This window comes from Pseudomonas sp. 28 E 9, assembly GCF_900004785.1.
GTDB classification, from domain to species: domain Bacteria; phylum Pseudomonadota; class Gammaproteobacteria; order Pseudomonadales; family Pseudomonadaceae; genus Aquipseudomonas; species Aquipseudomonas orientalis_A.
In genome coordinates this window covers 57,876-83,441 of the sequence record NZ_CVTK01000051.1, presented here as the reverse complement: position 1 = coordinate 83,441, position 25,566 = coordinate 57,876, and the positions used below count along the sequence as shown (strand labels likewise).

The window sequence follows — 25,566 nt, the reverse complement described above, 5'->3', positions numbered from 1 at the left end:
TGCTCAACCAAGGTCGCTGACAGAGCAGGGTAAAGGCCTCGGCAGGTTGATGATAAAACCGTCAGTACTCCACTGATGCCTCAGCGACCGGATCGATGCGCGTGAAGGGGGCGCGGTGCACCGTATAAAAACAGGTTGACGTCGCTCGGCATTCGTCGGGCGCAGCACTTTCGGGGAAGTAATATGAAGATGCGACGACTCTTGGGCGCAGCTGCCACTCTGGTAGTTGCGATGGGCTCCACACTGGCCAGTGCCGACAGCAAAACCCTGAGCATCGGCTATGTGGATGGCTGGTCCGACAGCGTGGCCACCACCCATGTGGCGGCTGAAGTGATCAAGCAAAAGCTCGGCTATGACGTGAAGCTGCAAGCGGTCGCCACCGGGATCATGTGGCAGGGTGTGGCCACCGGCAAGCTCGATGCCATGCTGTCCGCCTGGCTGCCGGTGACCCACGGCGAATACTGGACCAAGAACAAGGACAAGGTGGTCGACTACGGCCCCAACTTCAAGGATGCGAAAATTGGCTTGATCGTGCCGGAGTACGTCAAGGCCAAGTCCATCGAAGACCTCAAGACCGACACCACCTTCAAAAACAAGATCGTCGGCATCGACGCCGGTTCAGGCGTGATGCTCAAGACCGACGAGGCCATCAAGCAATACGGGCTCGACTACAAACTGCAAGCCAGTTCGGGCGCCGCAATGATCGCCGAACTGACCCGTGCCGAAGACAAGCAGGATTCCATCGCGGTCACCGGTTGGGTGCCGCACTGGATGTTCGCCAAGTGGAAACTGCGTTTCCTGGATGACCCGAAAGGCGTTTATGGTGCTGCTGAAACCGTCAACAGCATCGGCAGCAAGGGCCTGGAGGCGAAAGCGCCGGAAGTGGCGGCTTTCCTGAAGAAATTCCAGTGGGCCTCCAAGGATGAAATCGGTGAAGTCATGCTGGCGATCCAGGAAGGTGCCAAGCCGGACGCAGCGGCCAAGGATTGGGTCGCCAAGCACCCTGAGCGTGTAGCCGAGTGGACCGCTAAGTAAATTCCCCGATGTACCTGTGGGAGGGGGCTTGCCCCCGATTGCGGCATGTCAGTCACAGCTATTTTGACTGACCCACCGCTATCGGGGGCAAGCCCCCTCCCACATTGATTTTTGTCCCCCGCAAATCTTCCTGCGTTCTCACAATCCCTCGCTACACTCGATCTAAGACTAAGGTCGTCTGGAACCTGTTCCGCAGCCGCATACAGTGGCCATGTTCCAATAATAAAAAAGCTGTGCTGCGAGGATAAAAACAATGAACGACAGCATTTACCTCTCGATTCAAAACAGCCCGCGTTTCAAGGAGCTGGTCAGGAAAAGGGAAAGGTTCGCCTGGATTCTCTCGGCGATCATGCTAGGGCTTTACTCCGGATTCATCCTGTTGATCGCCTACGGGCCCCAAGTGCTGGGGGCCAAGCTCAGCCCTGGTTCATCCATCACCTGGGGCATCCCCATCGGGGTCGGGCTGATTGTCTCGGCCTTCATCCTCACCGGCATCTATGTACGACGCGCCAACGGCGAATTCGACGACCTGAACAATGCGATTCTCAAGGAGGCTGCGCAATGATCCGTCGTCTATTGGCTGTATTCGGCGCTTCAGTCTTTGCGCCCGCCGTTTGGGCGGCCGATGCATTGACCGGTGAAGTGCACAAGCAACCGCTGAATATTGCAGCGATCCTGATGTTCGTGGCCTTTGTCGGCGCGACGTTGTGCATCACCTACTGGGCCTCCAAGCGCAACAACTCGGCGGCCGACTACTATGCGGCCGGCGGCAAGATCACCGGTTTCCAGAACGGCCTGGCGATTGCCGGCGACTATATGTCGGCCGCGTCCTTCCTGGGGATTTCCGCGCTGGTGTTCACCTCCGGCTATGACGGCCTGATCTACTCGATCGGCTTCCTGGTGGGCTGGCCGATCATTCTGTTCCTGATCGCCGAGCGCCTGCGCAACCTGGGCAAGTACACCTTTGCCGACGTGGCGTCCTATCGCCTGGGGCAAACCCAGATCCGCAGCCTGTCGGCCTGTGGCTCGCTGGTGGTGGTGGCGTTCTACCTGATCGCGCAGATGGTCGGCGCGGGCAAGCTGATCCAACTGCTGTTCGGCCTCGATTACCATGTAGCGGTGATCCTGGTGGGCATCCTGATGTGCATGTACGTGCTGTTCGGCGGCATGCTGGCGACCACCTGGGTACAGATCATCAAGGCAGTGCTGCTGCTGTCCGGTGCCTCGTTCATGGCGCTGATGGTGATGAAGCACGTCAACTTCGACTTCAACATGCTGTTCTCCGAGGCGATCAAGGTTCACCCTAAAGGTGAAGCGATCATGAGCCCCGGCGGCCTGGTGAAAGATCCGATCTCGGCGTTCTCCCTGGGGCTTGCCCTGATGTTCGGGACTGCGGGCCTGCCGCACATCCTGATGCGCTTCTTCACGGTGAGTGACGCCAAGGAAGCGCGTAAGAGCGTGCTGTATGCCACCGGCTTTATCGGCTACTTCTATATCCTGACGTTCATCATCGGTTTTGGCGCGATCCTGCTGGTCAGCACCAACCCGGCGTTCAAGGACGCGGCCGGTGCTCTGCTCGGCGGCAACAACATGGCGGCGGTGCACCTGGCCAACGCGGTGGGCGGCAGTATCTTCCTGGGCTTCATCTCGGCCGTGGCCTTCGCCACCATCCTTGCGGTGGTTGCCGGCTTGACGCTCGCAGGTGCCTCGGCGGTGTCCCACGACCTGTACGCCAGCGTGATCAAGAAAGGCAAGGCCAACGAGAAGGACGAGATTCGCGTGTCGAAGATCACCACCATCGCCCTGGCGGTGTTGGCTATCGGCCTGGGGATTCTGTTCGAAAGCCAGAACATTGCGTTCATGGTCGGCCTGGCGTTCTCGATTGCCGCCAGCTGTAACTTCCCGGTACTGTTGCTTTCCATGTACTGGAAAAACCTCACCACCCGTGGCGCCATGATTGGTGGCTGGCTGGGCCTGGTCAGTGCCGTGGGCCTGATGGTGCTGGGTCCGACCATCTGGGTCTCGATCCTGCACCATGAAAAAGCCATCTTCCCGTACGAGTACCCGGCACTGTTCTCGATGATCATTGCGTTCGTCGGTATCTGGTTCTTCTCCATCACCGACAAGTCGGCGGCGGCGGAGAAAGAGCGTGCGCTGTACTTCCCGCAGTTTGTGCGTTCGCAGACGGGCCTGGGGGCGAGTGGGGCGGTTAACCACTAAGCTTTTAGAGGGATAAGAAATGCCCCGGTCGAAAGGCTGGGGTATTTTTTTGTCTGGGGATTTGTGGTGCCTGGGCTGGCCTCATCGGGGGCAAGCCTCCTCCCACATTTGACTGCATTCACAGGTTCAGATGTGTGAACCCAATCCAGTGTGGGAGGGGGCTTGCCCCCGATGAGGCCAGCTCAGGCGACACAAATAAAAACGGCCTCCACTAAGGGAGGCCGTTCTCAGTACAGCTTGCAGCTAATTGCTTACTTGCGATCTTCCAGCTTGGTGATATCACGCGACTCGTAGCCGGTGTACAACTGGCGCGGGCGGCCAATCTTGTACGGGCTCGAGAGCATTTCCTTCCAGTGGGAGATCCAGCCCACGGTCCGCGCCAGGGCGAAGATCACGGTGAACATGCTGGTGGGAATGCCGATCGCCTTGAGGATGATCCCCGAGTAGAAGTCGACGTTCGGGTACAGCGAGCGTTCGATGAAGTACGGGTCGGTCAGGGCGATCTCTTCCAGGCGCATGGCCAGTTCGAGTTGCGGATCGTTCTTGATGCCCAGTTCCTTCAACACTTCGTCGCAGGTCTGCTTCATGACGGTGGCGCGCGGGTCGCGGTTCTTGTAGACCCGGTGACCGAAGCCCATCAACTTGAACGGGTCGTTCTTGTCCTTGGCCTTGGCGATGAATTTGTCGATGTTCGAGACATCGCCGATTTCATCGAGCATGGTCAATACGGCTTCGTTCGCACCGCCGTGGGCAGGGCCCCACAGTGCGGCGATACCGGCGGCGATGCAGGCGAACGGGTTGGCACCCGAAGAGCCTGCCAGACGTACGGTAGAGGTGGAGGCGTTCTGTTCGTGGTCGGCGTGGAGGATGAAGATCCGATCCATGGCCTTGGCCAGCACCGGGCTGATCGGTTTGATCTCGCACGGCGTGTTGAACATCATGTGCAGGAAGTTTTCCGCGTACGTCAGGTCGTTGCGCGGGTACATCATGGGTTGGCCCATGGAGTACTTGTAAACCATTGCGGCCAGGGTCGGCATCTTGGCAACCAGGCGGATCGCGGAAATTTCGCGATGCTGCGGGTTATTGATGTCCAGGGAGTCGTGATAGAAGGCCGACAGGGCGCCGACCACACCGCACATGACGGCCATCGGGTGGGCGTCGCGACGGAAGCCGTTGAAGAAGGTCTTCAACTGCTCGTGAACCATGGTGTGGTTCTTCACGGTGCTGACGAACTGGGCTTTCTGCTCGGCTGTTGGCAATTCGCCATTTAGCAGCAGGTAGCAGGTTTCCAGATAGTCCGACTGTTCGGCGAGTTGCTCGATCGGGTAGCCGCGGTGAAGCAGAATGCCATTATCGCCATCGATATAGGTGATCTTCGACTCGCAAGAGGCGGTCGACATGAAGCCTGGGTCGAAAGTGAAACGGCCCGTGGCCGTCAGGCCCCGTACGTCGATAACATCGGGACCAACGGTGCCGGTTAAAATGGGCAGCTCGACGGGGGCTGCGCCCTCGATGATCAACTGCGCTTTTTTGTCAGCCATGTGGCCTCCTATTTATGCTTCAAATCATCAGACAGACCCCCCACGCAGGGCCCGCACCACTATAGTGAGATAAATTCAGATGTCAATTTGCCTAAAGTCTTGCTCCAGAAGGCTTTAACCGTACTTTTTCGTCGAAATTGCCTGCCATTTACGCCTTTTATCCCGTCAGCGCAATCAGCTATTAGGGTGAGGTGTGCGCGTTGTCATTAGTAACCTAACTGTCTATACTCGGCCACCGACCGCCAAGGGCTTTTGGGCTTGCTTTCATTGGGGGTCGCACTCCCTGGGTGGTGCTTACCTGACCAGTCGCACTCCCCAACAACTTTGCCCTGATTGTTAGGGGCTCTTCAGTGTGAAAAAAAGCCGTGAATAGCCAACGACCTGTAAACCTAGACCTAAGGACCATCAAACTCCCCATCACCGGCGTTACGTCGTTCCTGCACCGTGTTTCCGGCATCATCCTGTTCCTGGGCCTGGGCATCATGCTTTACGCATTGAGCAAATCCCTGGGTTCCGAGGAAGGTTTTGCCGAGGTGAAGGCAACCTTGACCAGCCCGCTGGCCAAGTTCGTAGCATGGGGCCTCCTGTCCGCTCTGCTGTATCACCTGGTAGCCGGCGTGCGCCACTTGATCATGGATGCGGGTATCGGTGAGACGCTGGAAGGCGGCCGCCTGGGCTCGAAAATCATCATCGCCATTTCCGTGGTGCTGATCGTTCTGGCAGGAGTTTGGATATGGTAACCAGCGTAACGAATCTGTCGCGTTCGGGCCTCTATGACTGGATGGCACAGCGTGTGTCTGCGGTCGTTCTCGCGGCTTATTTCATTTTCCTGATCGGATACCTCGTCGCAAACCCGGGCATCGGCTTTGAGCAGTGGCACGGCCTGTTCGCCCACAATGCGATGCGAATCTTCAGCCTGCTGGCCCTTGTCGCCCTGGGCGCTCACGCCTGGGTCGGCATGTGGACCATCGCGACCGACTACCTGACGCCAATGGCGCTGGGCAAGTCCGCGACCGCAGTCCGTTTCCTCTTCCAGGCAGTATGCGGCATCGCGATGTTCGCTTACTTCGTCTGGGGTGTGCAGATTCTTTGGGGTATCTGATTCATGGCTAACATTCCAACTATTTCATTCGACGCCATCATTATTGGTGGCGGCGGTGCCGGCATGCGCGCTGCGCTGCAGCTGGCCCAGGGTGGCCACAAGACCGCCGTGATCACCAAGGTGTTCCCGACGCGTTCGCACACTGTATCGGCCCAGGGTGGCATCACCTGCGCCATCGCTTCCGCCGATCCGAACGATGACTGGCGCTGGCACATGTACGATACCGTCAAGGGTTCCGACTACATCGGTGACCAGGACGCTATCGAATACATGTGTCAGGAAGGCCCGGCTGCGGTGTTCGAGCTGGACCACATGGGTCTGCCGTTCTCCCGTACCGAGCAAGGCCGTATCTACCAGCGTCCATTCGGCGGCCAGTCGAAGGATTACGGTAAAGGCGGGCAGGCTGCCCGTACCTGCGCCGCGTCCGACCGTACCGGTCACGCGCTGCTGCACACCCTTTATCAGGGCAACCTGAAAGCCGGTACCACGTTCCTGAACGAGTACTACGCTGTCGATCTGGTGAAGAACGGCAAGGGCGAGTTCGTCGGTGTGATCGCCATCTGCATCGAAACCGGTGAAACCACCTACATCCGCGCCAAGGCGACTGTCCTGGCGACCGGCGGTGCAGGCCGTATCTACGCGTCCACCACCAATGCCCTGATCAACACCGGTGACGGCGTCGGCATGGCCCTGCGTGCAGGCGTGCCGGTGCAGGACATCGAAATGTGGCAGTTCCACCCGACCGGCATCGCCGGCGCCGGTGTACTGGTGACCGAAGGTTGCCGTGGTGAAGGTGGTTACCTGATCAACAAGCACGGCGAGCGTTTCATGGAGCGTTATGCTCCGAACGCGAAAGACCTTGCCGGTCGCGACGTTGTGGCCCGTTCGATGGTTAAAGAGATCATCGCCGGCAACGGCTGTGGCCCGAACGGCGACCACGTGCTGCTCAAGCTCGATCACCTGGGCGAAGAAGTGCTGCACAGCCGTCTGCCAGGTATCTGCGAGCTGTCCAAGACCTTTGCTCACGTTGACCCGGTGGTTGCTCCGGTTCCGGTGGTTCCGACCTGCCACTATATGATGGGCGGCGTGCCGACCAACATTCATGGCCAGGCCATCACCCAGAATGCCGAAGGCGTGGACGAGATCATTCACGGCCTGTTCGCGGTAGGCGAAGTGGCTTGCGTATCGGTTCACGGTGCCAACCGCCTGGGCGGCAACTCGCTGCTCGACCTGGTGGTATTCGGCCGCGCTGCCGGCCTGCACCTGGAAAAAGCCCTGACCGACGGCATCGAATACGATGACGCCACCGACGCCAACATCGAAGCCGCCCTGGCGCGCCTGAACGCTCTGAACGAGCGCACTGACGGCGAAGACGTGGCAACCCTGCGTCGCGAGCTGCAAAGCTGCATGCAGAACTACTTCGGTGTGTTCCGTACCGGCGAATACATGCAGAAGGGTATCGCCCAGTTGGCCGACCTGCGCGCACGCATCGCCAACGTCAAGATCAACGACAAGAGCCAGGCGTTCAACACCGCTCGGATCGAAGCCCTTGAGCTGCAGAACCTGCTGGAAGTGGCTGAAGCGACGGCGATCGCCGCCGAGGTTCGCAAGGAATCCCGTGGTGCTCACGCCCGTGAAGACTTTGAAGACCGCGACGACGAGAACTGGTTGTGCCACACCCTGTACTTCCCGGGTGACAAGCGCGTGACCAAGCGTGCCGTGAACTTCTCGCCGAAGACGGTGCCGACGTTTGAACCGAAGATTCGGACTTACTAAGGGTGGCTGCCATGTTGAAAGTCAGTGTTTATCGCTACAACCCTGATCAGGACGCCGCGCCGTTCATGCAGGAATTCCAGGTCGATACCGGCGGTAAAGACCTGATGGTGCTGGATGTATTGGCACTGATCAAAGAGCAGGACGAAGGTTTCTCCTATCGTCGCTCTTGCCGTGAAGGTGTGTGCGGTTCCGACGGCATGAACATCAACGGCAAAAACGGCCTGGCGTGCATCACGCCGCTGTCGGCCGTGGTCAAGGGCAACAAGCTGATCGTTCGTCCACTGCCAGGTTTGCCGGTTATCCGTGACCTGGTCGTCGATATGAGCATCTTCTACAAGCAATACGAGAAAGTTAAGCCGTTCCTGCAGAACGACACGCCGGCTCCGGCCATCGAGCGTCTGCAGTCCCCGGAAGAGCGCGAAAAACTCGACGGCCTGTACGAGTGCATCCTGTGCGCTTGCTGCTCGACGTCGTGCCCGTCCTTCTGGTGGAACCCGGACAAGTTCCTGGGCCCGGCTGCGCTGCTGCAAGCCTACCGCTTCCTGGCAGACAGCCGTGACACCAAGACGTCCGAGCGTCTGGCTTCACTGGATGACCCGTTCAGCGTATTCCGCTGCCGCGGGATCATGAACTGCGTCAACGTATGTCCCAAAGGCCTGAACCCGACTAAGGCCATTGGTCACATCCGTAACATGCTGCTGCAGAGCGGCGTGTAACTGACGTTGCAGTAAAAGCAGGACCGTTGTGCCCGTAAATGCTGCGGCGCAGGCTTCAACCGGCGCCGTAGTTTTAACTTGAGCAGCGACTTACAAAGCCGCGGCTCTTATTTTGAAGAAATGAGACAAGCAGGGGCATTCGGGTTGGTACCCGAACTATCAGCGTGATCCTAGTGGCTTGTTCTGGTCGCTGCACTTGGCCTTTTGCAAGCAAACTCGGTGTTTTCGCCGGTGGTGTCCCCAAATCGAGGGTGACCAAGCATGCAAGAAAGCGTGATGCAGCGCATGTGGAACAGCGGCTATCTTTCAGGTGGTAACGCTGCCTATGTGGAAGAGCTTTATGAGCTCTACCTGCACGACCCTAACGCTGTGCCAGAAGAATGGCGCACCAAATTTCAGACGTTGTCTTCAGACGGCAACGCTGCCACCGATGTATCGCATGCTGCGATTCGCGATCATTTCGTGTTGCTGGCAAAGAACCAGCGCCGCGCCCAACCGGTTTCCGCCGGCAGCGTGAGCAGTGAGCACGAGAAGAAGCAAGTTGAAGTGCTGCGACTGATCCAGGCTTACCGGATGCGCGGCCACCAGGCGGCCCAGCTTGACCCGCTGGGGCTCTGGCAGCGTCCTGCACCTGCTGACCTGTCGATCAATCATTACGGCTTGACCAATGCCGATCTTGATACGACCTTCCGTGCCGGCGACCTGTTCATCGGCAAAGAGGAAGCGAGCCTACGCGAAATTCACGAAGCGTTGCAGCAGACATATTGCCGCACCATCGGCGCCGAGTTCACGCACATCACCGATTCCGAGCAGCGCCATTGGTTCCAGCATCGCCTGGAAGGCGTGCGTGGCCGTCCGGTCTTGTCCGCCGATGTGCGCAGCCATCTGCTCGAGCGCGTGACCGCCGCTGAAGGTCTTGAAAAATACCTGGGTACCAAATACCCGGGCACCAAGCGTTTCGGCCTGGAAGGCGGCGAAAGCCTGATTCCGATGCTCGACGAGCTGATCCAGCGTTCCGGTTCCTATGGCACCAAGGAAGTCGTGATCGGCATGGCTCACCGTGGTCGCCTGAACGTGTTGGTCAACACCTTCGGCAAGAACCCGCGCGAGTTGTTCGACGAGTTCGAAGGCAAGAAGAAGGTCGAGCTGGGTTCCGGTGACGTTAAATATCACCAGGGCTTCTCGTCCAACGTGATGACCACCGGCGGTGAAGTTCACCTGGCCATGGCATTCAACCCATCCCACCTGGAAATCGTTTCCCCGGTGGTCGAGGGGTCGGTGCGTGCGCGCCAGGATCGTCGTAACGACGCTACCGGCGAGAAGGTCCTGCCGATTTCCATCCACGGTGACGCGGCATTCGCCGGTCAAGGCGTGGTCCTGGAAACGTTCCAGATGTCGCAGACTCGCGGCTTCAAGACCGGCGGCACGGTTCATATCGTCATCAACAACCAGGTTGGCTTCACCATCAGCAACCCGCTGGATGCGCGCTCTACCGAGTACGCCACCGACGTTGCCAAGATGATCCAGGCGCCGATCCTGCACGTGAATGGCGATGATCCGGAAGCCGTACTGTTCGTGACCCAACTGGCTGTCGACTACCGCATGCAGTTCAAGCGTGACGTGGTGATCGACCTGGTGTGCTACCGCCGTCGCGGTCACAACGAAGCGGACGAGCCAAGCGGCACCCAGCCGTTGATGTACCAGCAGATCACCAAGCAGCGCACCACCCGTGAGCTGTACGCCGAAAGCCTGACCAAGGCCGGCGTGCTGGATGATGCGCGTGTCCAGGCGAAGATCGACGAATACCGCAATGCGCTGGATAACGGCCTGCATGTGGTGAAAAGCCTGGTCAAGGAACCGAACAAAGAGCTGTTCGTTGACTGGCGTCCGTACCTGGGCCACACCTGGACTGCGCGCCATGACACCAGCTTCGACTTGAAGACGTTGCAGGAGTTGTCTGCCAAGTTGCTGGAAATCCCTGAAGGGTTTGTGGTTCAGCGCCAGGTTGCGAAGATCTACGAAGACCGTCAGAAGATGCAAGCCGGCGGCCTGCCGATCAACTGGGGTTACGCCGAAACCATGGCGTACGCGACCCTGGCGTTCGAAGGTCACCCGATCCGCATGACCGGCCAGGACATCGGCCGCGGTACGTTCTCGCACCGTCATGCCGTATTGCACAACCAGAAAGACGCGGGCACCTACATCCCGTTGCAGAACCTGTACGAAGGCCAGCCACGTTTCGACCTGTACGATTCGTTCCTGTCCGAAGAAGCCGTGCTGGCGTTCGAATACGGCTATTCCACCACCACGCCTAACGCGCTGGTGATCTGGGAAGCCCAGTTCGGCGACTTCGCCAACGGTGCCCAGGTGGTTATCGACCAGTTCATCACCAGCGGTGAGCACAAGTGGGGCCGTCTGTGCGGTCTGACCATGCTGCTGCCACACGGTTATGAAGGTCAGGGCCCCGAGCACTCCTCGGCCCGTCTGGAGCGTTACCTGCAGCTGTGCGCCGAGCACAACATCCAGGTGTGCGTGCCGACGACCCCGGCGCAGATCTACCACTTGCTGCGCCGCCAGGTGATCCGCCCGCTGCGCAAGCCACTGGTCGTGCTGACTCCGAAATCGCTGTTGCGTCACAAACTGGCCGTTTCGACCCTGGAAGATCTGGCCGAAGGTTCGTTCCAGACCGTTATTCCGGAAATCGATACGCTGGACGCCGCCAAGGTCACTCGCCTGATCCTGTGCAGCGGCAAGGTCTATTACGATCTGCTGGAAAAACGCCGTGCCGAAGGCCGCGAAGACATCGCCATCGTGCGTATCGAGCAGCTTTACCCGTTCCCGGAAGATGACCTCATGGAGATCATCGCGCCTTACACCAACCTCACGAATGTGGTGTGGTGTCAGGAAGAACCGATGAACCAGGGCGCGTGGTACAGCAGCCAGCATCACTTGCGTCGCAGCATCGGCAACCACAACAAGGCCCTGGGCCTGGAGTATGCCGGTCGTGATGCGTCTGCTGCACCTGCCTGTGGTTATGCGTCGATGCACGCCGAGCAGCAGGAAAAACTGCTGCAAGCTGCTTTCACTGTTTAACGCCTTCGCGCTGACTGAAACCGAATTTTAAGGACCTACAGATAATGGCTATCGAAATCAAAGCCCCGTCATTCCCGGAATCGGTTGCCGATGGCACCGTTGCCACCTGGCACAAGAAACCAGGCGAGGCCGTCAAGCGTGACGACCTGATCGTCGACATCGAGACTGACAAAGTCGTGCTGGAAGTGCTTGCCGAAGCCGACGGCGTGCTGGGCGCAATCGTGGCCGAAGAGGGCGCTACCGTCCTGTCGAACCAGGTATTGGGCTCGATCGAAGAGGGCAGCGCTGCTGCTCCTGCTCCTGCCGCCGCCGCTTCACCGGCTGCCGCTTCCGCACCTGCCGCCGCTCCGGCTGCGGGTGGCGAAGATCCAATCGCTGCACCGGCTGCTCGCCAGCTGGCTGAAGAAAACGGTATCAACCTGGCGTCCATCAAGGGCACCGGCAAAGACGGCCGTGTTACCAAGGAAGACGTGGTGGCTGCGGTTGAAGCCAAGAAAAACGCTCCGGCTGCCGCACCGGCCAAGGCTGCCGCTCCGGCCGCCGCCGCGCCTGTGTTCGCTGCCGGCGACCGCACCGAGAAGCGCGTACCGATGACCCGTGTGCGTGCCACCGTGGCCAAGCGCCTGGTTGAAGCACAATCGAACATGGCGATGCTGACCACGTTCAACGAAGTCGACATGACTGAAGTCATGGCGCTGCGTTCGAAGTACAAGGATTTGTTCGAGAAGTCCCATAACGGCGTGCGCCTGGGCTTCATGTCGTTCTTCGTGAAAGCGGCCACTGAAGCGCTGAAACGCTTCCCGGCAGTCAACGCTTCCATCGATGGCGCCGACATCGTCTACCATGGCTATGCAGACATCGGCGTTGCCGTGTCCAGCGACCGTGGCCTGGTGGTTCCGGTTCTGCGTAACGCCGAGCTGATGAGCCTGGCCGAAATCGAAGGCGGCATCGCCGGCTTCGGCAAGAAAGCCCGTGACGGCAAGCTGACCATCGACGAGATGACCGGCGGTACGTTCACCATCACCAACGGTGGTACCTTCGGTTCGATGATGTCGACGCCGATCGTCAACCCACCGCAAGCCGCGATCCTGGGCATGCACAACATCATCCAGCGTCCAATGGCCATCAACGGCCAGGTCGTGATCCGCCCAATGATGTACCTGGCGCTGTCTTACGATCACCGTCTGATCGATGGTAAAGAAGCCGTGACGTTCCTGGTGACCATCAAGAACCTGCTGGAAGACCCGGCTCGCCTGCTGCTGGATATCTGATTGAAGCAGCCCCAGGTTGCGAGCTACAAGCTGTAGGAAAAAGCAGCTTGGCTTGCAGCTTGGGGCTAGAAGCTTGTCGCAAATAGAGGATCTATTTTCATGACACAGAAATTTGACGTTGTAGTGATTGGTGCAGGCCCTGGCGGCTATGTTGCCGCCATCAAGGCTGCACAACTGGGCCTCTCGACTGCTTGCATCGAAAAATACACCGACAAGGAAGGCAAACTGGCGCTGGGCGGTACCTGCCTGAACGTCGGTTGCATTCCTTCCAAGGCGCTGCTGGACAGCTCCTGGAAATTCCACGAAGCCCAGGATGGTTTCGCGATCCACGGTATCAATCATGCCGGCGTGACCATGGACGTGCCCGCGATGGTCGGCCGTAAAGCCAACATCGTCAAAGGCCTGACTTCCGGCGTTGCCACCTTGTTCAAGGCCAATGGCGTGACTTCCCTGCAAGGCCACGGCAAGCTGCTGGCCGGCAAGAAAGTTGAAATCACCAAGCCGGACGGCTCGGTTGAAGTCATCGAAGCCGAAAACGTGATCCTGGCACCCGGTTCGCGTCCAATCGATATTCCACCGGCTCCAGTCGATCAGAACGTGATCGTCGATTCGACCGGCGCCCTGGAATTCCAGGCCGTGCCCAAGCGCCTGGGTGTGATCGGCGCCGGCGTCATCGGCCTGGAGCTGGGTTCGGTATGGTCCCGCCTGGGTTCGCAAGTGACCGTGCTCGAAGCCCTGGACACCTTCCTGCTGGCCGCCGACACCGCCGTGTCCAAGGAAGCCTACAAGACCCTGACCAAACAGGGTCTGGACATCAAGCTGGGCGCGCGCGTTACCGGTTCCAAGGTCAACGGCGAAGAAGTTGTCGTGACCTACACCGACAAGGAAGGCGAGCAGACCATCACCTTCGACAAGCTGATCGTAGCCGTCGGTCGTCGCCCCGTGACCACCGACCTGCTGGCCTCCGACAGCGGCGTGAGCATCGATGAGCGTGGTTTCATCCACGTTGACGATCATTGCGCAACCACCGTACCGGGCGTTTATGCGATCGGCGACGTGGTTCGTGGCATGATGCTGGCCCACAAGGCTTCCGAAGAAGGCATCATGGTGGTCGAGCGCATCAAGGGTCACAAGACCCAGATGAACTACGACCTGATTCCATCGGTTATCTACACCCACCCGGAAATCGCATGGGTCGGCAAGAACGAACAGCAGTTGAAAGCTGAAGGCGTTGAAGTTAACGTCGGCACCTTCCCGTTCGCCGCTTCTGGCCGTGCCATGGCAGCCAACGACACCGGTGGTTTTGTCAAAGTCATCGCTGATGCCAAGACTGACCGCGTATTGGGCGTCCACGTGATTGGTCCAAGCGCTGCAGAACTGGTTCAGCAAGGCGCTATCGGTATGGAATTCGGCACCAGTGCCGAGGACCTGGGCATGATGGTCTTCTCCCATCCAACCCTGTCCGAAGCGTTGCACGAAGCAGCGTTGGCAGTGAATGGCGGCGCCATCCACATCGCCAACCGCAAGAAGCGCTGAGCGAGATAATAAGAAACCACGGCGGAGTTGCCCGTCGTGAGCCTTGCGCGCAAGACTCACCGCGGAATATCCGCTGGACGCAGCCTTGTGCAGCTTTACGGGCCATAAGCCCCGCAGGTTGCGCAAGCAGCAGTCACAGGTGGTGCGGCACTCATAATGAGCGCAGCGCCGAATGCGCAGTACCTAACGAAGACGGTAAAAAGCATGAATCTTCACGAGTATCAGGGTAAGCAGCTGTTCGCTGAATACGGCCTGCCAGTTTCCAAGGGCTACGCAGTAGACACCCCGGAAGCAGCAGCAGAAGCTTGCGACAAAATCGGCGGCAGCGAGTGGGTTGTCAAAGCCCAGGTCCACGCCGGTGGTCGCGGTAAAGCGGGCGGCGTTAAGCTGGTTCGCAGCAAAGAAGACGCCAAGGCCTTCGCACAGCAGTGGCTGGGCAAGCGTCTGGTGACTTACCAGACTGATGCCAATGGCCAGCCAGTCACCAAGATCCTGGTTGAATCGTGCACTGATATCGCTAAAGAGCTGTACCTGGGCGCTGTCGTTGACCGTTCGAGCCGTCGCATCGTGTTCATGGCGTCCACCGAAGGTGGCGTGGACATCGAGAAGATCGCTCACGAAACCCCGGAAAAAATTCTGAAGGCCACTATCGATCCACTGGTTGGCGCTCAGCCATTCCAGGGTCGCGAGCTGGCTTTCCAGCTGGGTCTGGAAGGCAAGCAAGTTGCCCAGTTCGCCAAGATCTTCGTCGGTCTGGCCAAACTGTTCCAGGATCACGATCTGGCCCTGCTGGAAGTGAACCCGCTGGTGATCAAGGCTGACGGCGATCTGCACTGCCTCGACGCCAAGATCAACATCGACGCCAACGCCATGTACCGTCAGCCAAAGCTGAAGACTTTCCACGATCCGTCGCAAGACGATCCGCGCGAAGCGCACGCTGCCAAGTTCGAACTGAACTACGTAGCGCTGGAAGGTAACATCGGCTGCATGGTCAACGGTGCCGGTCTGGCCATGGGTACCATGGACATCGTCAACCTGCATGGCGGCAAGCCAGCCAACTTCCTCGACGTAGGCGGTGGCGCTACCAAGGAACGCGTAACCGAAGCGTTCAAGATCATCCTGTCCGACTCCAACGTCGCAGCAGTACTGGTCAACATCTTCGGCGGCATCGTTCGTTGCGACATGATTGCCGAAGGCATCATCGGTGCAGTGAAAGAAGTCGGCGTTAAAATCCCGGTTGTTGTTCGCCTTGAAGGTAACAACGCTGAACTGGGCGCTAAAGTACTGGCAGAAAGCGGTTTGAACATCATCGCGGCTACCAGCCTGACCGACGCTGCTCAACAAGTTGTCAAAGCTGCGGAGGGCAAGTAATGAGCGTCCTGATCAATAAAGACACCAAAGTTATCTGCCAGGGTATTACCGGTTCGCAAGGTAGTTTCCACACCCAGCAAGCCATCGAGTACGGCACCCAGATGGTTGGTGGCGTAACGCCGGGCAAAGGCGGCACCGAGCACCTGGGCCTGCCAGTGTTCAACACCGTGAAAGAAGCAGTAGAAGCCACTGGCGCCACCGCCAGCGTGATCTACGTTCCAGCTCCTTTCTGCAAGGACTCGATCCTGGAAGCGGCCTTCGGCGGCATCAAGCTGATCGTGTGCATCACCGAAGGCATTCCTACCCTGGACATGCTGGATGCCAAGGTTAAGTGCGACGAACTGGGTATCACCCTGATCGGCCCTAACTGCCCAGGCGTGATCACCCCAGGCGAATGCAAGATCGGCATCATGCCGGGTCACATTCACTTGCCAGGTAAAGTCGGTATCGTTTCCCGTTCCGGCACCCTGACCTACGAAGCTGTGAAGCAGACCACTGACGCCGGTTTCGGTCAGTCGACTTGCGTCGGCATCGGTGGTGACCCGATCCCGGGCTCCAACTTCATCGACATCCTGAAGCTGTTCCAGGAAGACCCGAAGACCGAGGCGATCGTGATGATCGGTGAGATCGGCGGTTCGGCTGAAGAAGAAGCGGCTGCCTACATCAAGGCACACGTGACCAAGCCGGTTGTGTCCTACATCGCTGGTGTGACTGCCCCTGCGGGCAAGCGCATGGGCCATGCTGGCGCAATCATCTCCGGCGGCAAAGGCACTGCAGACGAGAAATTCGCTGCGCTGCAAGACGCAGGTGTGAAAACCGTGCGTTCGCTGGCAGACATCGGCAAGGCCCTGGCCGAGCTGACCGGTTGGGCCGTCAAGTAAGCCTCGCGCTTAGCTGACGCTTCACCCCACAAAGGCGACCTTCGGGTGGCCTTTGTGCATTCTGGGCTCAGCAAAGTACCTGAGCTTGGTGAAGATCCAAATGTGGGAGGGGGCTTGCCCCCGATTGCGGGGTGTCGGTCATGATCATGTGACAGAACCACCGCTATCGGGGGCAAGCCCCCTCCCACATTTGATTGCATTGTCAGATTAAGTATGAAAACGCGACATTTGAATGTCGCTTATCGGACAGTACGCCCCGCAACAGTGCGTTTGTCGGTCTAATTCTGTACTCTAGCCGCCTCTTTATGCGCCCGTATCCCAAAAGGAAGCTGCGCGCCAGACCGGTCGGCCCCCATAAGGGCCGGCGGTATTTCCCTCATCCACAGGGAATCCCCCTCTAAATTCCGATTCAGTAGTGTGGTATTTCCTCAAAATGAAAGTGTTGAAAAGCCAGGATATCCTGGCGTTGGGCTTTATGACCTTTGCCCTGTTCGTGGGCGCCGGCAACATCATCTTCCCGCCTATCGTTGGTTTGCAGTCCGGGCCTCACGTGTGGATGGCGGCCCTGGGGTTCCTGATTACGGCAGTCGGCCTGCCGGTCGTCACCGTGATCGCGTTGGCCAAGGTCGGCGGCGGTATGGATGCGTTGAGCAGCCCGATCGGCAAGATCGCCGGTGGCCTGCTGGCGGCTGCGGCGTACCTGGCGGTAGGGCCGCTGTTCGCCACGCCGCGCACGGCCACCGTCTCGTTCGAAGTGGGCCTGGCGCCGCTGACCGGGGAAAGCCCGCTGGCGCTGTTCCTCTACAGTTCGTTGTACTTTCTGGTGGTGTTCTTTGTCTCCCTGTATCCGGGTCGACTGTTGGATACCGTCGGCCGTTTTCTCGCGCCGCTGAAGATCATCGCGTTGGCCATCCTCGGCGTTGCCGCGTTTGCCTTGCCGGCCGGTGAGGTCGGTGTCGCCACGCCGGAATACGTCGCTGCGCCGTTCTCCCAGGGCTTTATCAATGGCTACCTGACCATGGATACCCTCGGCGCGCTGGTATTTGGCATCGTCATCGTCAACGCGATTCGCTCCCGTGGCGTTGAGTCGCCCAAGCTGATCACGCGTTACGCGATCATTGCCGGGCTGATTGCCGGCGTAGGCCTGGCGCTGGTGTATGTCAGCCTGTTCCGTCTGGGTTCGGGCAGCCATGAAGTCGCCGCCGGGGCGGCCAATGGTGCCGCTGTATTGCACGCCTATGTGCAACATACCTTCGGTTCCCTGGGCAGCGGCTTCCTCGCTGTGCTGATCTCCCTGGCGTGCCTGGTGACCGCTGTGGGCCTGACCTGTGCCTGCGCCGAGTACTTCAGCAAAGTCCTGCCGCTGTCCTACAAGACCCTGGTGGTGATCCTCGCGCTGTTCTCGCTGTTCGTGTCCAACCTGGGCCTGACCAAGCTGATCGCGTTTTCCATTCCGGTGCTTACTGCGATCTACCCGCCGTGCATCGTGTTGGTGGCTTTGAGCTTCTGTAAAGACTTCTGGCAGGAGCAGGGCCGTATCGTGGGTCCAGTGATGCTGGTGTCCTTTATCTTCGGCTGCATTGATGCACTCAAGGGCGCGGGCCTGGCCGATTGGATGCCGGCGCAGCTGGCTAATTTGCCATTGAGCGAGCAAGGCCTGGCGTGGCTGGTGCCGTCGGTGATGGTGCTGGTTGTGGCGGTGGTGGTTGATCGCATGTTGGGCAAGCGCAGCGAAGCCATCGCTTAATAGCGGTTCAACGCATTACCGAAATGCCCCGTATCAATCGATACGGGGCATTTTTTATGCTTGAGAGGCTACGACCTTCTAAAGTTGAAATACTTAAAAAATGTGGGAGGGGCTGGCCCTAATGCCAGTCAGGTAGGAGCGAGCTTGCTCGCGAAAAACTCACAGCCACCGCGTTCATTCAGAAAGCACGCGTTATCGTTGACGTTTTTCGCGAGCAAGCTCGCTCCTACAGACGGCGAGCAGCAAGCAATCGGGGGCAAGCCCCCTCCCACATTTTGAAAGCATTCAGTTATCCAACACCGTGTAAAAGGACCCACATGTCGTTTGTCCAAACCAATCAAGCCCATCTGCTTGCCGCCCTATGGTTCATTCTGTGCTGGGGCGGCTATACCCGTTACGCCACCTGGAAGGCCCGGGACACCGCCTGCCTGGCCAGCGTATTGCACCTGTATCGCGAAGACTGGATGCGCCGCATGCTGCTGCGCGATAACCGCATCGCCGATGCCAGTGTGATCGGTAACCTGGAGCGTAACGCCTCGTTCTTCGCCTCCAGCACGTTGATTATCCTCGCCGGCATCCTGACCGTGCTGGGCGCCTCGGAGCGAGCCGTGTCATTGCTGGCGGATATCCCCTTGGTACAGCAGGCCTCCCAGGGCATGTCGGAAATCAAGTTGCTGTGCCTGGCGCTGGTGTTTGTCTACGCGTTCTTCACCTTCAGCTGGTGCATGCGCCAATACAACTTCGCCGCCGTGCTGGTGGGCTCGGCACCGATGATTGGTGAGCGGCATGTGTCGGAGCAGGAGCGCAATGCATTTGCCTTGCGCGCGGCGCGGGTGATTTCGATGGCGGCCAACCAGTTCAACTTCGGCTTGCGGGCGTATTACTTCGGCATGACCATGCTGGCCTGGTTCGTCAGCCCCTGGTTGTTCATGTTGATGAGCAGCGGGGTGGTGTTGGTGCTTTACCGCCGTGAGTTTCACTCCGACGTTTTGCAGGTGATGGTGTATACGCCGACGAATATGCACGCCCAGGACCCGGCAAAAGAGAGCGTGACTTAAAAGCCTGCATAAACAGCAGACAAAGAAAAGCCCGCTCTATAAGCGGGCTATCTTTTACTGCACTACAGCTTTACGCCATGCAATTACTGCTTCGCAGGCTCTGCAGGTGTGGTAGCAGGTGTGGCAGGTGCAGCTTCTTTAGCGGCGGCAGCATTCGATTCAGCCTGAGCTTTGGCAGCTTCAGCGTTTTCTTTTGCAGCGTCGTTCACTTTATCCTGTGCTTTCGCCATGTCTTGCTGAGCTTGCTCAGAATGTGCGGCGGCGTCTTGGGCTTTGTCTTCGGATTTCTTGTCGCAGGCAGCCAGGCCAAGGGCAGCGGCCAGCATCATGGAAATAGCTAATGTGTTGCGCATGGGTGTTTCTCCTTATTGAAGATATCTACTGGCCTTTCGAACTCAAGGGGCCAGCATTAGTTCCTTTTGTTCCACAGATATATAAAGCTTTTTCGCCAGGAACTTTCCAAATTATTACCTATCCTGCTCCCCCACACTAATAAGAATTTAAAAACCATGACCCAGACCCCCTTGTTAGACCGAGCCACCCGCTTTGTTTCGGCGCTTCGCCACTGCCATGTACTGGGGATAACCGTCCACGCAGCGACGGGGGAGGGCATGACGCTGGTGCTGCCCTATGGCGCGCACATAGTGGGTGATCCCCGCAGCGGCATCATCCACGGTGGTGCGCTGACGTCATTGATGGACACCGCCTGCGGCCTGGCCACGCTGTGCGTACTGCCCGAGTTCGAGGTCTGCCCGACCCTGGATTTGCGCATCGACTACATGCATCCCGCCGAGCCGCATAAGCCGGTGTATGGCTTTGCCCAATGCTACCGGGTAACCACCGATGTGATCTTCACCCGCGGCTTTGCCTATCAGGACGACCCGCAGCAGCCCATTGCCCATGTGGTGGGCACATTCATGCGCATGGGCAAGCATCTCAAGGGCAGCCAGGGCATGAGCGGCGCGATCAAGGGAGAACAGGCATGAGCCATCAATTCAAGACGCATCTGGAGCAAGCACTTGAGCGCGGCAATTACGCGGCACTGCTCGATCTGGTTCCCTACGCAAAGCTGATTGGCGTCGAATGCACACGCTCGGGGGACGAACTGTTGTTTTGCCTGCCGGCCAACAAAGACAATATTGGTAACCCTATATTACCGGCGCTGCACGGCGGGGTAATCGCCGGCTTCATGGAACTGTCGGCGGCCTTGCACTTGCTGGTATTCACCGGCGCCCCTGGCCTGCCGAAAATCATCGATTTTTCCCTGGATTACCTGCGCGCCGGCCAGTTTCGCGACACCTACGCCACCTGCCAGGTGTGCCGCCAGGGCAGGCGTGTCGCCAATGTGGCGGTCACCGCCTGGCAAACGGCCCCCACTGAACCGATTGCCACCGCTCGCGCCCATTTCAAGATCGAGGAATTGCCGCCCTTGAAATCCCGGTCTTAGCCCCCAACTTTGATGACAACCCGCCGCCAACCCTTTCGGGCGCGGCCACTGCCATCCAATTGGAGTTTGATGACCATGAGTGTGGAAACTCAAAAGGAAACCCTGGGCTTCCAGACCGAGGTGAAGCAACTGCTGCACCTCATGATCCATTCGCTGTATTCCAACAAGGAAATTTTCCTTCGCGAATTGATCTCGAACGCCTCTGACGCTGTCGACAAATTACGTTTCGAAGCCCTGTCCAAGCCTGAGTTGCTGGAAGGTGGCGCCGAACTGAAAATCCGTGTGAGCTACGACAAAGACGCCAAGACCGTCACCCTCGAAGACAACGGTATCGGCATGAGCCGTGAGGACGCGATCACCCACCTGGGCACCATCGCCAAATCCGGCACCGCAGATTTCATGAAGAACCTGTCGGGCGACCAGAAAAAAGATTCTCATCTGATCGGCCAATTCGGCGTGGGTTTCTATTCGGCTTTCATCGTCGCCGACAAGGTTGAAGTGTTCAGCCGTCGTGCCGGCCTCGACGCCAGCGAAGGCGTACACTGGGCATCCAAAGGTGAGGGCGAGTTTGAAATCGCCACCCTCGACAAGCCTGATCGGGGCACCCGTATCGTGCTGCACCTCAAGGATGGTGAAGACGAATTCGCCGATGGCTGGCGCCTGCGCAACATCATCAAGAAGTACTCCGACCACATCGCCTTGCCGATCGAGCTGCCCAAAGAGCAGGCTGCCGGCGAAGGTCAGGAGAAGCCGGCCGAGGAATGGGAAACCGTCAACCGCGCCAGTGCCTTGTGGACCCGTCCGCGTACCGAGATCAAGGACGAGGAATACCAGGAGTTCTACAAGCACATCGGTCACGACTACGAAAACCCGCTGAGCTGGAGCCACAACAAGGTCGAAGGCAAGCTGGAATACAGTTCGCTGCTCTACGTGCCGGCGCGTGCGCCGTTTGACCTGTACCAGCGCGAAGCGCCGAAGGGCCTGAAGCTTTACGTACAGCGTGTGTTCGTGATGGACCAGGCAGAATCGTTCCTGCCGCTGTACCTGCGCTTTATCAAGGGTGTGGTCGACTCCAATGACCTGTCGCTGAACGTGTCGCGGGAGATCCTGCAGAAAGACCCGATCATCGATTCCATGAAGTCGGCGCTGACCAAGCGCGTACTCGACATGCTGGAAAAACTGGCGAAGAACGAGCCTGAAAAATACCAGGGCTTCTGGAAAAACTTCGGCCAGGTCATGAAAGAAGGCCCGGCGGAAGATTTTGCCAACAAGGAAAAAATTGCCGGCCTGCTGCGTTTTGCTTCGACTCAAGGTGAAGACGGCGAACAGGTTGTGTCGCTGGCCGACTACCTGGCACGCGCCAAGGAAGGTCAGGACAAGATCTACTACCTCACCGGCGAAACCTACGCTCAGGTCAAGAACAGCCCGCACCTGGAAGTCTTCCGCAAGAAAGGCATCGAGGTCCTGCTGCTGACCGACCGTATCGATGAGTGGCTGATGAGCTACCTCACCGAGTTCGACGGCAAATCCTTTGTGGACGTGGCACGCGGCGACCTGGACCTGGGTAATCTGGACTCCGAGGAAGACAAGAAAGCCGCCGAGGAAGTCGCCAAGTCCAAGGAAGGCCTGGTTGAGCGGATCAAGGCATCCCTGGGTGAGGCGGTCAGCGAAGTGCGGGTTTCCCATCGCCTGACCGACTCTCCGGCGATCCTGGCCATTGGCGAGCAGGACCTGGGCATGCAGATGCGTCAGATCCTTGAAGCCAGCGGCCAGAAGGTGCCGGATTCCAAGCCGATCTTCGAATTCAACCCGGCTCACCCACTGATCGAGAAACTCGACGGTGAGCAGAGCGAGGAGCGTTTTGGCGACCTGTCGCACATCCTCTTTGACCAGGCGGCCCTGGCCGCTGGCGACAGCCTCAAGGACCCGGCCGCTTATGTGCGCCGACTGAACAAGCTGTTGGTTGAACTGTCGGTTTAACACCGTTGTAGAAAAAACCCGCTTCGGCGGGTTTTTTCGTTCAATCCCTCTCAACTGGAGAAAATGATGAGCCAAGTCACAGTACGTTCCGTGGTCTATCAGATTGATGGCCAGTCTTATGAAAGCCGCCTGGCGTTCGATGCCAGCCACCAGGGCCCGCTGCCGGGGCTGCTGATGGCGCCGAACTGGATGGGCGTGAGCGCGGGCGCCGAAGAGATCGCCAGGAGCGTTGCCGGCAAAGGCTACGTGGTGCTGATTGCCGACTTGTATGGGCAAACGGTGCGGCCGACCAATGGCGATGAAGCTGGCGCGGCGATGATGCCGTTGAAAAATGATCGTGCGTTGTTGAACAAGCGTATGCACGCGGCCTTTGAACAACTGCAAGGCCAGACCGAGGCAGCGGTGGATACGTCGAAACTGGCGACCTTCGGTTTCTGCTTCGGTGGCTGCTGCTCCCTGGAATTGGCCCGTACCGGCGCGCCGGTGAGAGCGGCTATCTCGTTCCACGGCACCCTCGACACGCCGAACCCCGCGGATGCGAAGAACATCAAGGGTTCAGTGCTGGTGCTGCATGGCGCGTCCGATCCACTGGTACCGAAAGAACAACTGCCGGCGTTCGAAGATGAAATGAACGCAGCGGGTGTGGATTGGCAACTGCTCAGCTATGGTGGCGCGGTGCATTCCTTCACGGACCCCCATGCCAATGTGCCGGGCAAGATGATGTACGACGCCAGGACCGCTGCGCGGGCGTTCCAGTCGATGCACAATTTGCTGGATGAAGTGTTCAAGGGCTGATTCTTCGGCGCCTGTTCGGGACTCATCGGGGGCAAGTCGAATCGTCGCACCGCCCCTCCCACACTTGAATTGTGAATACATCCAAAATGTGGGAGGGGGCTTGCCCCCGATGGCTATTTCACAGGCAACTCAATTCTTTCTGACGCCCCTGCACAGTGGGCCAATCCCCAGCCGCCCATCGCTGGCGCGCCTGCTCGAACGGAAGTTCGCGTTATTGGCTGAAGGCGCCCTCCGAAAGTGTTGTCTCAATGCTGACTTCGGCCGTGGTCATCAGTTTGTGCACCGGGCACTTGTCGGCGACGCGGTGCAGCTCATCACGCTGAGCGTCGGTGAGCACGCCCTTGAGGGTCAACTTGACGTTGAGCGTGTATTTACCTTTTTGCTCTTCGGCGGCGTCGTGGGTAACTTCTACCGTAACGCCGGTGAGCGGAATGTCTTTCTTCTGTGCGTAGAGTCTGACGGTCAAGGCTTTGCACGACGCCAGCGCGGCATCGAAATAGTCGTGAGGAGAGGGGGCGGAATCATCACCGCCCAGGCTCTTGGGCAGGTCGGTAAACAGCTCGTGGTTGTTGATGGCGACGCTGTGACGGAAATTTTCGGCGTTCAGCGTATTGACGGTAACAGGCATGGCGAACCTCACAAGGTTTGGATGACGGTCATGCAGTAATAGAGCATGCCGGCACCTGGGGGTTCCAGGTTTTTGTCCTTGCTGAACCCTGATGCGCGGGGCAGGGTCTACCCGTATCAGTTCCTATCGAGGTATCACCGTGCTCTGGACCCGTGTGAGTTTTGCCCTGATGCTCGCCGCCAGCAGTCTTGCCGCGCAGGCCCGCGACTATGCCTACAGCGACGCCCACCTGCATTACGTGGACTTTTTCCAGGAAACCGCGGGCATGGACAAGCTGCTCAAGGCCATGACGGAAAATCGCATCGAGCATGTGATGATTTCCGGCATTCCCGTGGCCAAGAAATGGCACGAGGACGAACCCAAGCGCCCGCGCTATTACGCAGGCGACGATGCCGATGCCTACTGGTACAGCGCCACCGATGTGATCGTCGCCGCTGCGGTCAATAAGCTCGCCCCGGAACAGCGCCGGCACTTTCATCCGTTCCTGGCCGGTTTCAATCCCAACGACAAAAACTCTGCCGCCCACATCCAGCGCATGCTCGACCTCAACCCAGGGCTGTGGCAGGGCATTGGCGAAGTGTTTACCCGCCACGACGATCTCACCGCGCTGACCTCGGGTGATACGCCACGCGCCAACAACGAGGCCATGACGCGCATCTATCACTTGGCGGCGGAGAACGACCTGCCGGTGATGCTGCACTCCAACATCACCTCCAAGCGCGAGCGCAACCCGTTGTACCTGGCCGAAGTCGAGCAGCCGTTGCGCAACCACCCGCACACACGCTTCATCTGGGCCCACGCCGGTACCAGCAAGGAGATTCACCGCCATCAGGTGCAAATGGATTTCCTGCTGCCTACCCTGAGCCGCCTGCTCGAGGCTTACCCCAACCTGTATATCGACCTGTCCTGGAGCGTGCTCACGCCCTACCTGCTGGATGATGCGGGCAAGCCCAGGCCGGAGTGGGTCAAACTGGTGGAGCGCTTCCCTGATCGCTTCATGCTGGGCTCTGACGTGGTAGGGCGTTTCAACAAGCTGGGTAAGGAAATGCGCGGTTTTGACCCTTTCCTCGACGCATTACCTGAAGACATCGCCCACAAGGTCGCGCGGGATAACTTTCTGGCCATCCTGCCCAAGTCGACCCGCAATGAGGGCGTGCATTGAGGTCGGGTTTTGGTGTTGTGTAATTGAGGTGATCCTATCGCGCATAGGTATCTTCACAACGGTGTAGCGCCCAACGCAAACCGCGATGCGAAGCGAGCCGCTCTTGATCTTGCTCTGCTTTTGATCTTAGGCGCCCCGTTAAACCACGCTGGCCGAACGCAGGCTTGAATCCGTGGGCAACCCGGCAGGACGCCGGGTTAGCCGCAC

The 25,566-nt window shown here is 58.7% G+C and carries 22 protein-coding genes; 19 read left to right on the top strand and 3 right to left on the bottom strand.

All coding sequences use genetic code 11. From position 1 onward, the window contains the following. The first annotated feature begins 183 nt into the window (after positions 1–183). From BFQ00_RS18810 to BFQ00_RS18800, 3 genes are all read left to right on the top strand, one after another. On the top strand, positions 184–1,035 hold the full coding sequence (locus BFQ00_RS18810) for a glycine betaine ABC transporter substrate-binding protein (protein ID WP_065934366.1): 852 nt from the start codon (positions 184–186) through the stop codon (positions 1,033–1,035). Positions 1,036–1,288: 253 nt separating this feature from the next. Further along, positions 1,289–1,600 (top strand): DUF485 domain-containing protein, encoded by a 312-nt coding sequence (locus tag BFQ00_RS18805; RefSeq protein ID WP_057014105.1) that lies wholly within the window; start codon positions 1,289–1,291, stop codon positions 1,598–1,600. Further along, positions 1,597–3,255 carry a cation acetate symporter gene (locus BFQ00_RS18800; RefSeq protein ID WP_032889152.1) on the top strand — a complete coding sequence of 553 codons (1,659 nt, stop codon included), beginning with the start codon at positions 1,597–1,599 and terminating at the stop codon, positions 3,253–3,255. Before BFQ00_RS18805 ends, BFQ00_RS18800 begins: the two co-directional genes overlap by 4 nt. Before the next feature lie 251 nt (positions 3,256–3,506). Here BFQ00_RS18800 and gltA read toward each other — a convergent pair whose 3' ends face one another. Next, a complete protein-coding gene (gene gltA / locus BFQ00_RS18795) occupies positions 3,507–4,796 on the bottom strand; it encodes a citrate synthase (RefSeq protein WP_012723087.1) in 1,290 nt (429 codons plus the stop codon). 365 nt (positions 4,797–5,161) lie between these two features. Here gltA and sdhC point away from each other — a divergent pair, with 365 nt between their 5' ends. From sdhC to BFQ00_RS18740, 11 genes are all read left to right on the top strand, one after another. After that, the gene (gene sdhC, locus BFQ00_RS18790; protein ID WP_065884229.1) at positions 5,162–5,536 is read left to right on the top strand and encodes a succinate dehydrogenase, cytochrome b556 subunit; all 375 of its coding nucleotides are present in this window, start codon (positions 5,162–5,164) and stop codon (positions 5,534–5,536) included. Next, positions 5,530–5,898, top strand: coding sequence for a succinate dehydrogenase, hydrophobic membrane anchor protein (sdhD, locus tag BFQ00_RS18785; protein ID WP_065884231.1), 369 nt, complete (start codon positions 5,530–5,532; stop codon positions 5,896–5,898). Before sdhC ends, sdhD begins: the two co-directional genes overlap by 7 nt. A gap of 3 nt (positions 5,899–5,901) precedes the next feature. Then, on the top strand, positions 5,902–7,674 hold the full coding sequence (gene sdhA / locus BFQ00_RS18780) for a succinate dehydrogenase flavoprotein subunit (protein WP_065884233.1): 1,773 nt from the start codon (positions 5,902–5,904) through the stop codon (positions 7,672–7,674). 11 nt (positions 7,675–7,685) lie between these two features. Further along, positions 7,686–8,390: a succinate dehydrogenase iron-sulfur subunit gene (locus BFQ00_RS18775; protein ID WP_003172807.1), complete on the top strand. Its 705-nt coding sequence runs from the start codon at positions 7,686–7,688 to the stop codon at positions 8,388–8,390. 261 nt (positions 8,391–8,651) lie between these two features. After that, positions 8,652–11,483: a 2-oxoglutarate dehydrogenase E1 component gene (locus BFQ00_RS18770; RefSeq protein ID WP_065894785.1), complete on the top strand. Its 2,832-nt coding sequence runs from the start codon at positions 8,652–8,654 to the stop codon at positions 11,481–11,483. A gap of 44 nt (positions 11,484–11,527) precedes the next feature. Then, the gene (gene odhB, locus BFQ00_RS18765; RefSeq protein WP_065934365.1) at positions 11,528–12,754 is read left to right on the top strand and encodes a 2-oxoglutarate dehydrogenase complex dihydrolipoyllysine-residue succinyltransferase; all 1,227 of its coding nucleotides are present in this window, start codon (positions 11,528–11,530) and stop codon (positions 12,752–12,754) included. Between the two features lie 99 nt (positions 12,755–12,853). Then, positions 12,854–14,290 (top strand): dihydrolipoyl dehydrogenase, encoded by a 1,437-nt coding sequence (gene lpdA / locus BFQ00_RS18760; RefSeq protein WP_057722679.1) that lies wholly within the window; start codon positions 12,854–12,856, stop codon positions 14,288–14,290. 204 nt (positions 14,291–14,494) lie between these two features. Then, a complete protein-coding gene (gene sucC / locus BFQ00_RS18755) occupies positions 14,495–15,661 on the top strand; it encodes an ADP-forming succinate--CoA ligase subunit beta (RefSeq protein WP_003190011.1) in 1,167 nt (388 codons plus the stop codon). Further along, the gene (sucD, locus tag BFQ00_RS18750; protein WP_065884237.1) at positions 15,661–16,542 is read left to right on the top strand and encodes a succinate--CoA ligase subunit alpha; all 882 of its coding nucleotides are present in this window, start codon (positions 15,661–15,663) and stop codon (positions 16,540–16,542) included. Before sucC ends, sucD begins: the two co-directional genes overlap by 1 nt. Before the next feature lie 433 nt (positions 16,543–16,975). Beyond that, positions 16,976–18,289, top strand: coding sequence for a branched-chain amino acid transport system II carrier protein (gene brnQ / locus BFQ00_RS18745; RefSeq protein ID WP_065934364.1), 1,314 nt, complete (start codon positions 16,976–16,978; stop codon positions 18,287–18,289). A 317-nt stretch (positions 18,290–18,606) separates the two neighbouring features. Further along, positions 18,607–19,347 (top strand): DUF599 domain-containing protein, encoded by a 741-nt coding sequence (locus tag BFQ00_RS18740; protein WP_065934363.1) that lies wholly within the window; start codon positions 18,607–18,609, stop codon positions 19,345–19,347. Positions 19,348–19,430: 83 nt separating this feature from the next. Here BFQ00_RS18740 and BFQ00_RS18735 read toward each other — a convergent pair whose 3' ends face one another. After that, complete coding sequence (locus BFQ00_RS18735) at positions 19,431–19,700, bottom strand: hypothetical protein (RefSeq protein WP_065934362.1); 270 nt, start codon at positions 19,698–19,700, stop codon at positions 19,431–19,433. A gap of 156 nt (positions 19,701–19,856) precedes the next feature. Between BFQ00_RS18735 and BFQ00_RS18730 the strand changes: the two genes are divergently transcribed. From BFQ00_RS18730 to BFQ00_RS18715, 4 genes are all read left to right on the top strand, one after another. After that, the gene (locus BFQ00_RS18730; RefSeq protein WP_065934361.1) at positions 19,857–20,333 is read left to right on the top strand and encodes a PaaI family thioesterase; all 477 of its coding nucleotides are present in this window, start codon (positions 19,857–19,859) and stop codon (positions 20,331–20,333) included. Continuing rightward, positions 20,330–20,794, top strand: a complete 465-nt coding sequence (locus tag BFQ00_RS18725; RefSeq protein WP_065934360.1) for a PaaI family thioesterase — start codon at positions 20,330–20,332, stop codon at positions 20,792–20,794. Before BFQ00_RS18730 ends, BFQ00_RS18725 begins: the two co-directional genes overlap by 4 nt. Positions 20,795–20,869: 75 nt before the next feature. Next, positions 20,870–22,774 (top strand): molecular chaperone HtpG, encoded by a 1,905-nt coding sequence (gene htpG / locus BFQ00_RS18720; protein ID WP_065934419.1) that lies wholly within the window; start codon positions 20,870–20,872, stop codon positions 22,772–22,774. Positions 22,775–22,840: 66 nt separating this feature from the next. Then, on the top strand, positions 22,841–23,569 hold the full coding sequence (locus BFQ00_RS18715; RefSeq protein WP_065934359.1) for a dienelactone hydrolase family protein: 729 nt from the start codon (positions 22,841–22,843) through the stop codon (positions 23,567–23,569). Between the two features lie 211 nt (positions 23,570–23,780). On the opposite strand, the gene BFQ00_RS18710 is transcribed toward BFQ00_RS18715, so the two are convergent. After that, entirely contained in the window at positions 23,781–24,197 is a 417-nt protein-coding gene (locus tag BFQ00_RS18710; RefSeq protein WP_065884248.1) for an OsmC family protein, read from the bottom strand. Positions 24,198–24,366: 169 nt separating this feature from the next. On the opposite strand from BFQ00_RS18710, the gene BFQ00_RS18705 reads away from it, so the two are divergent. Next, positions 24,367–25,359: an amidohydrolase family protein gene (locus BFQ00_RS18705; RefSeq protein WP_065934418.1), complete on the top strand. Its 993-nt coding sequence runs from the start codon at positions 24,367–24,369 to the stop codon at positions 25,357–25,359. Positions 25,360–25,566 lie beyond the last annotated feature (207 nt).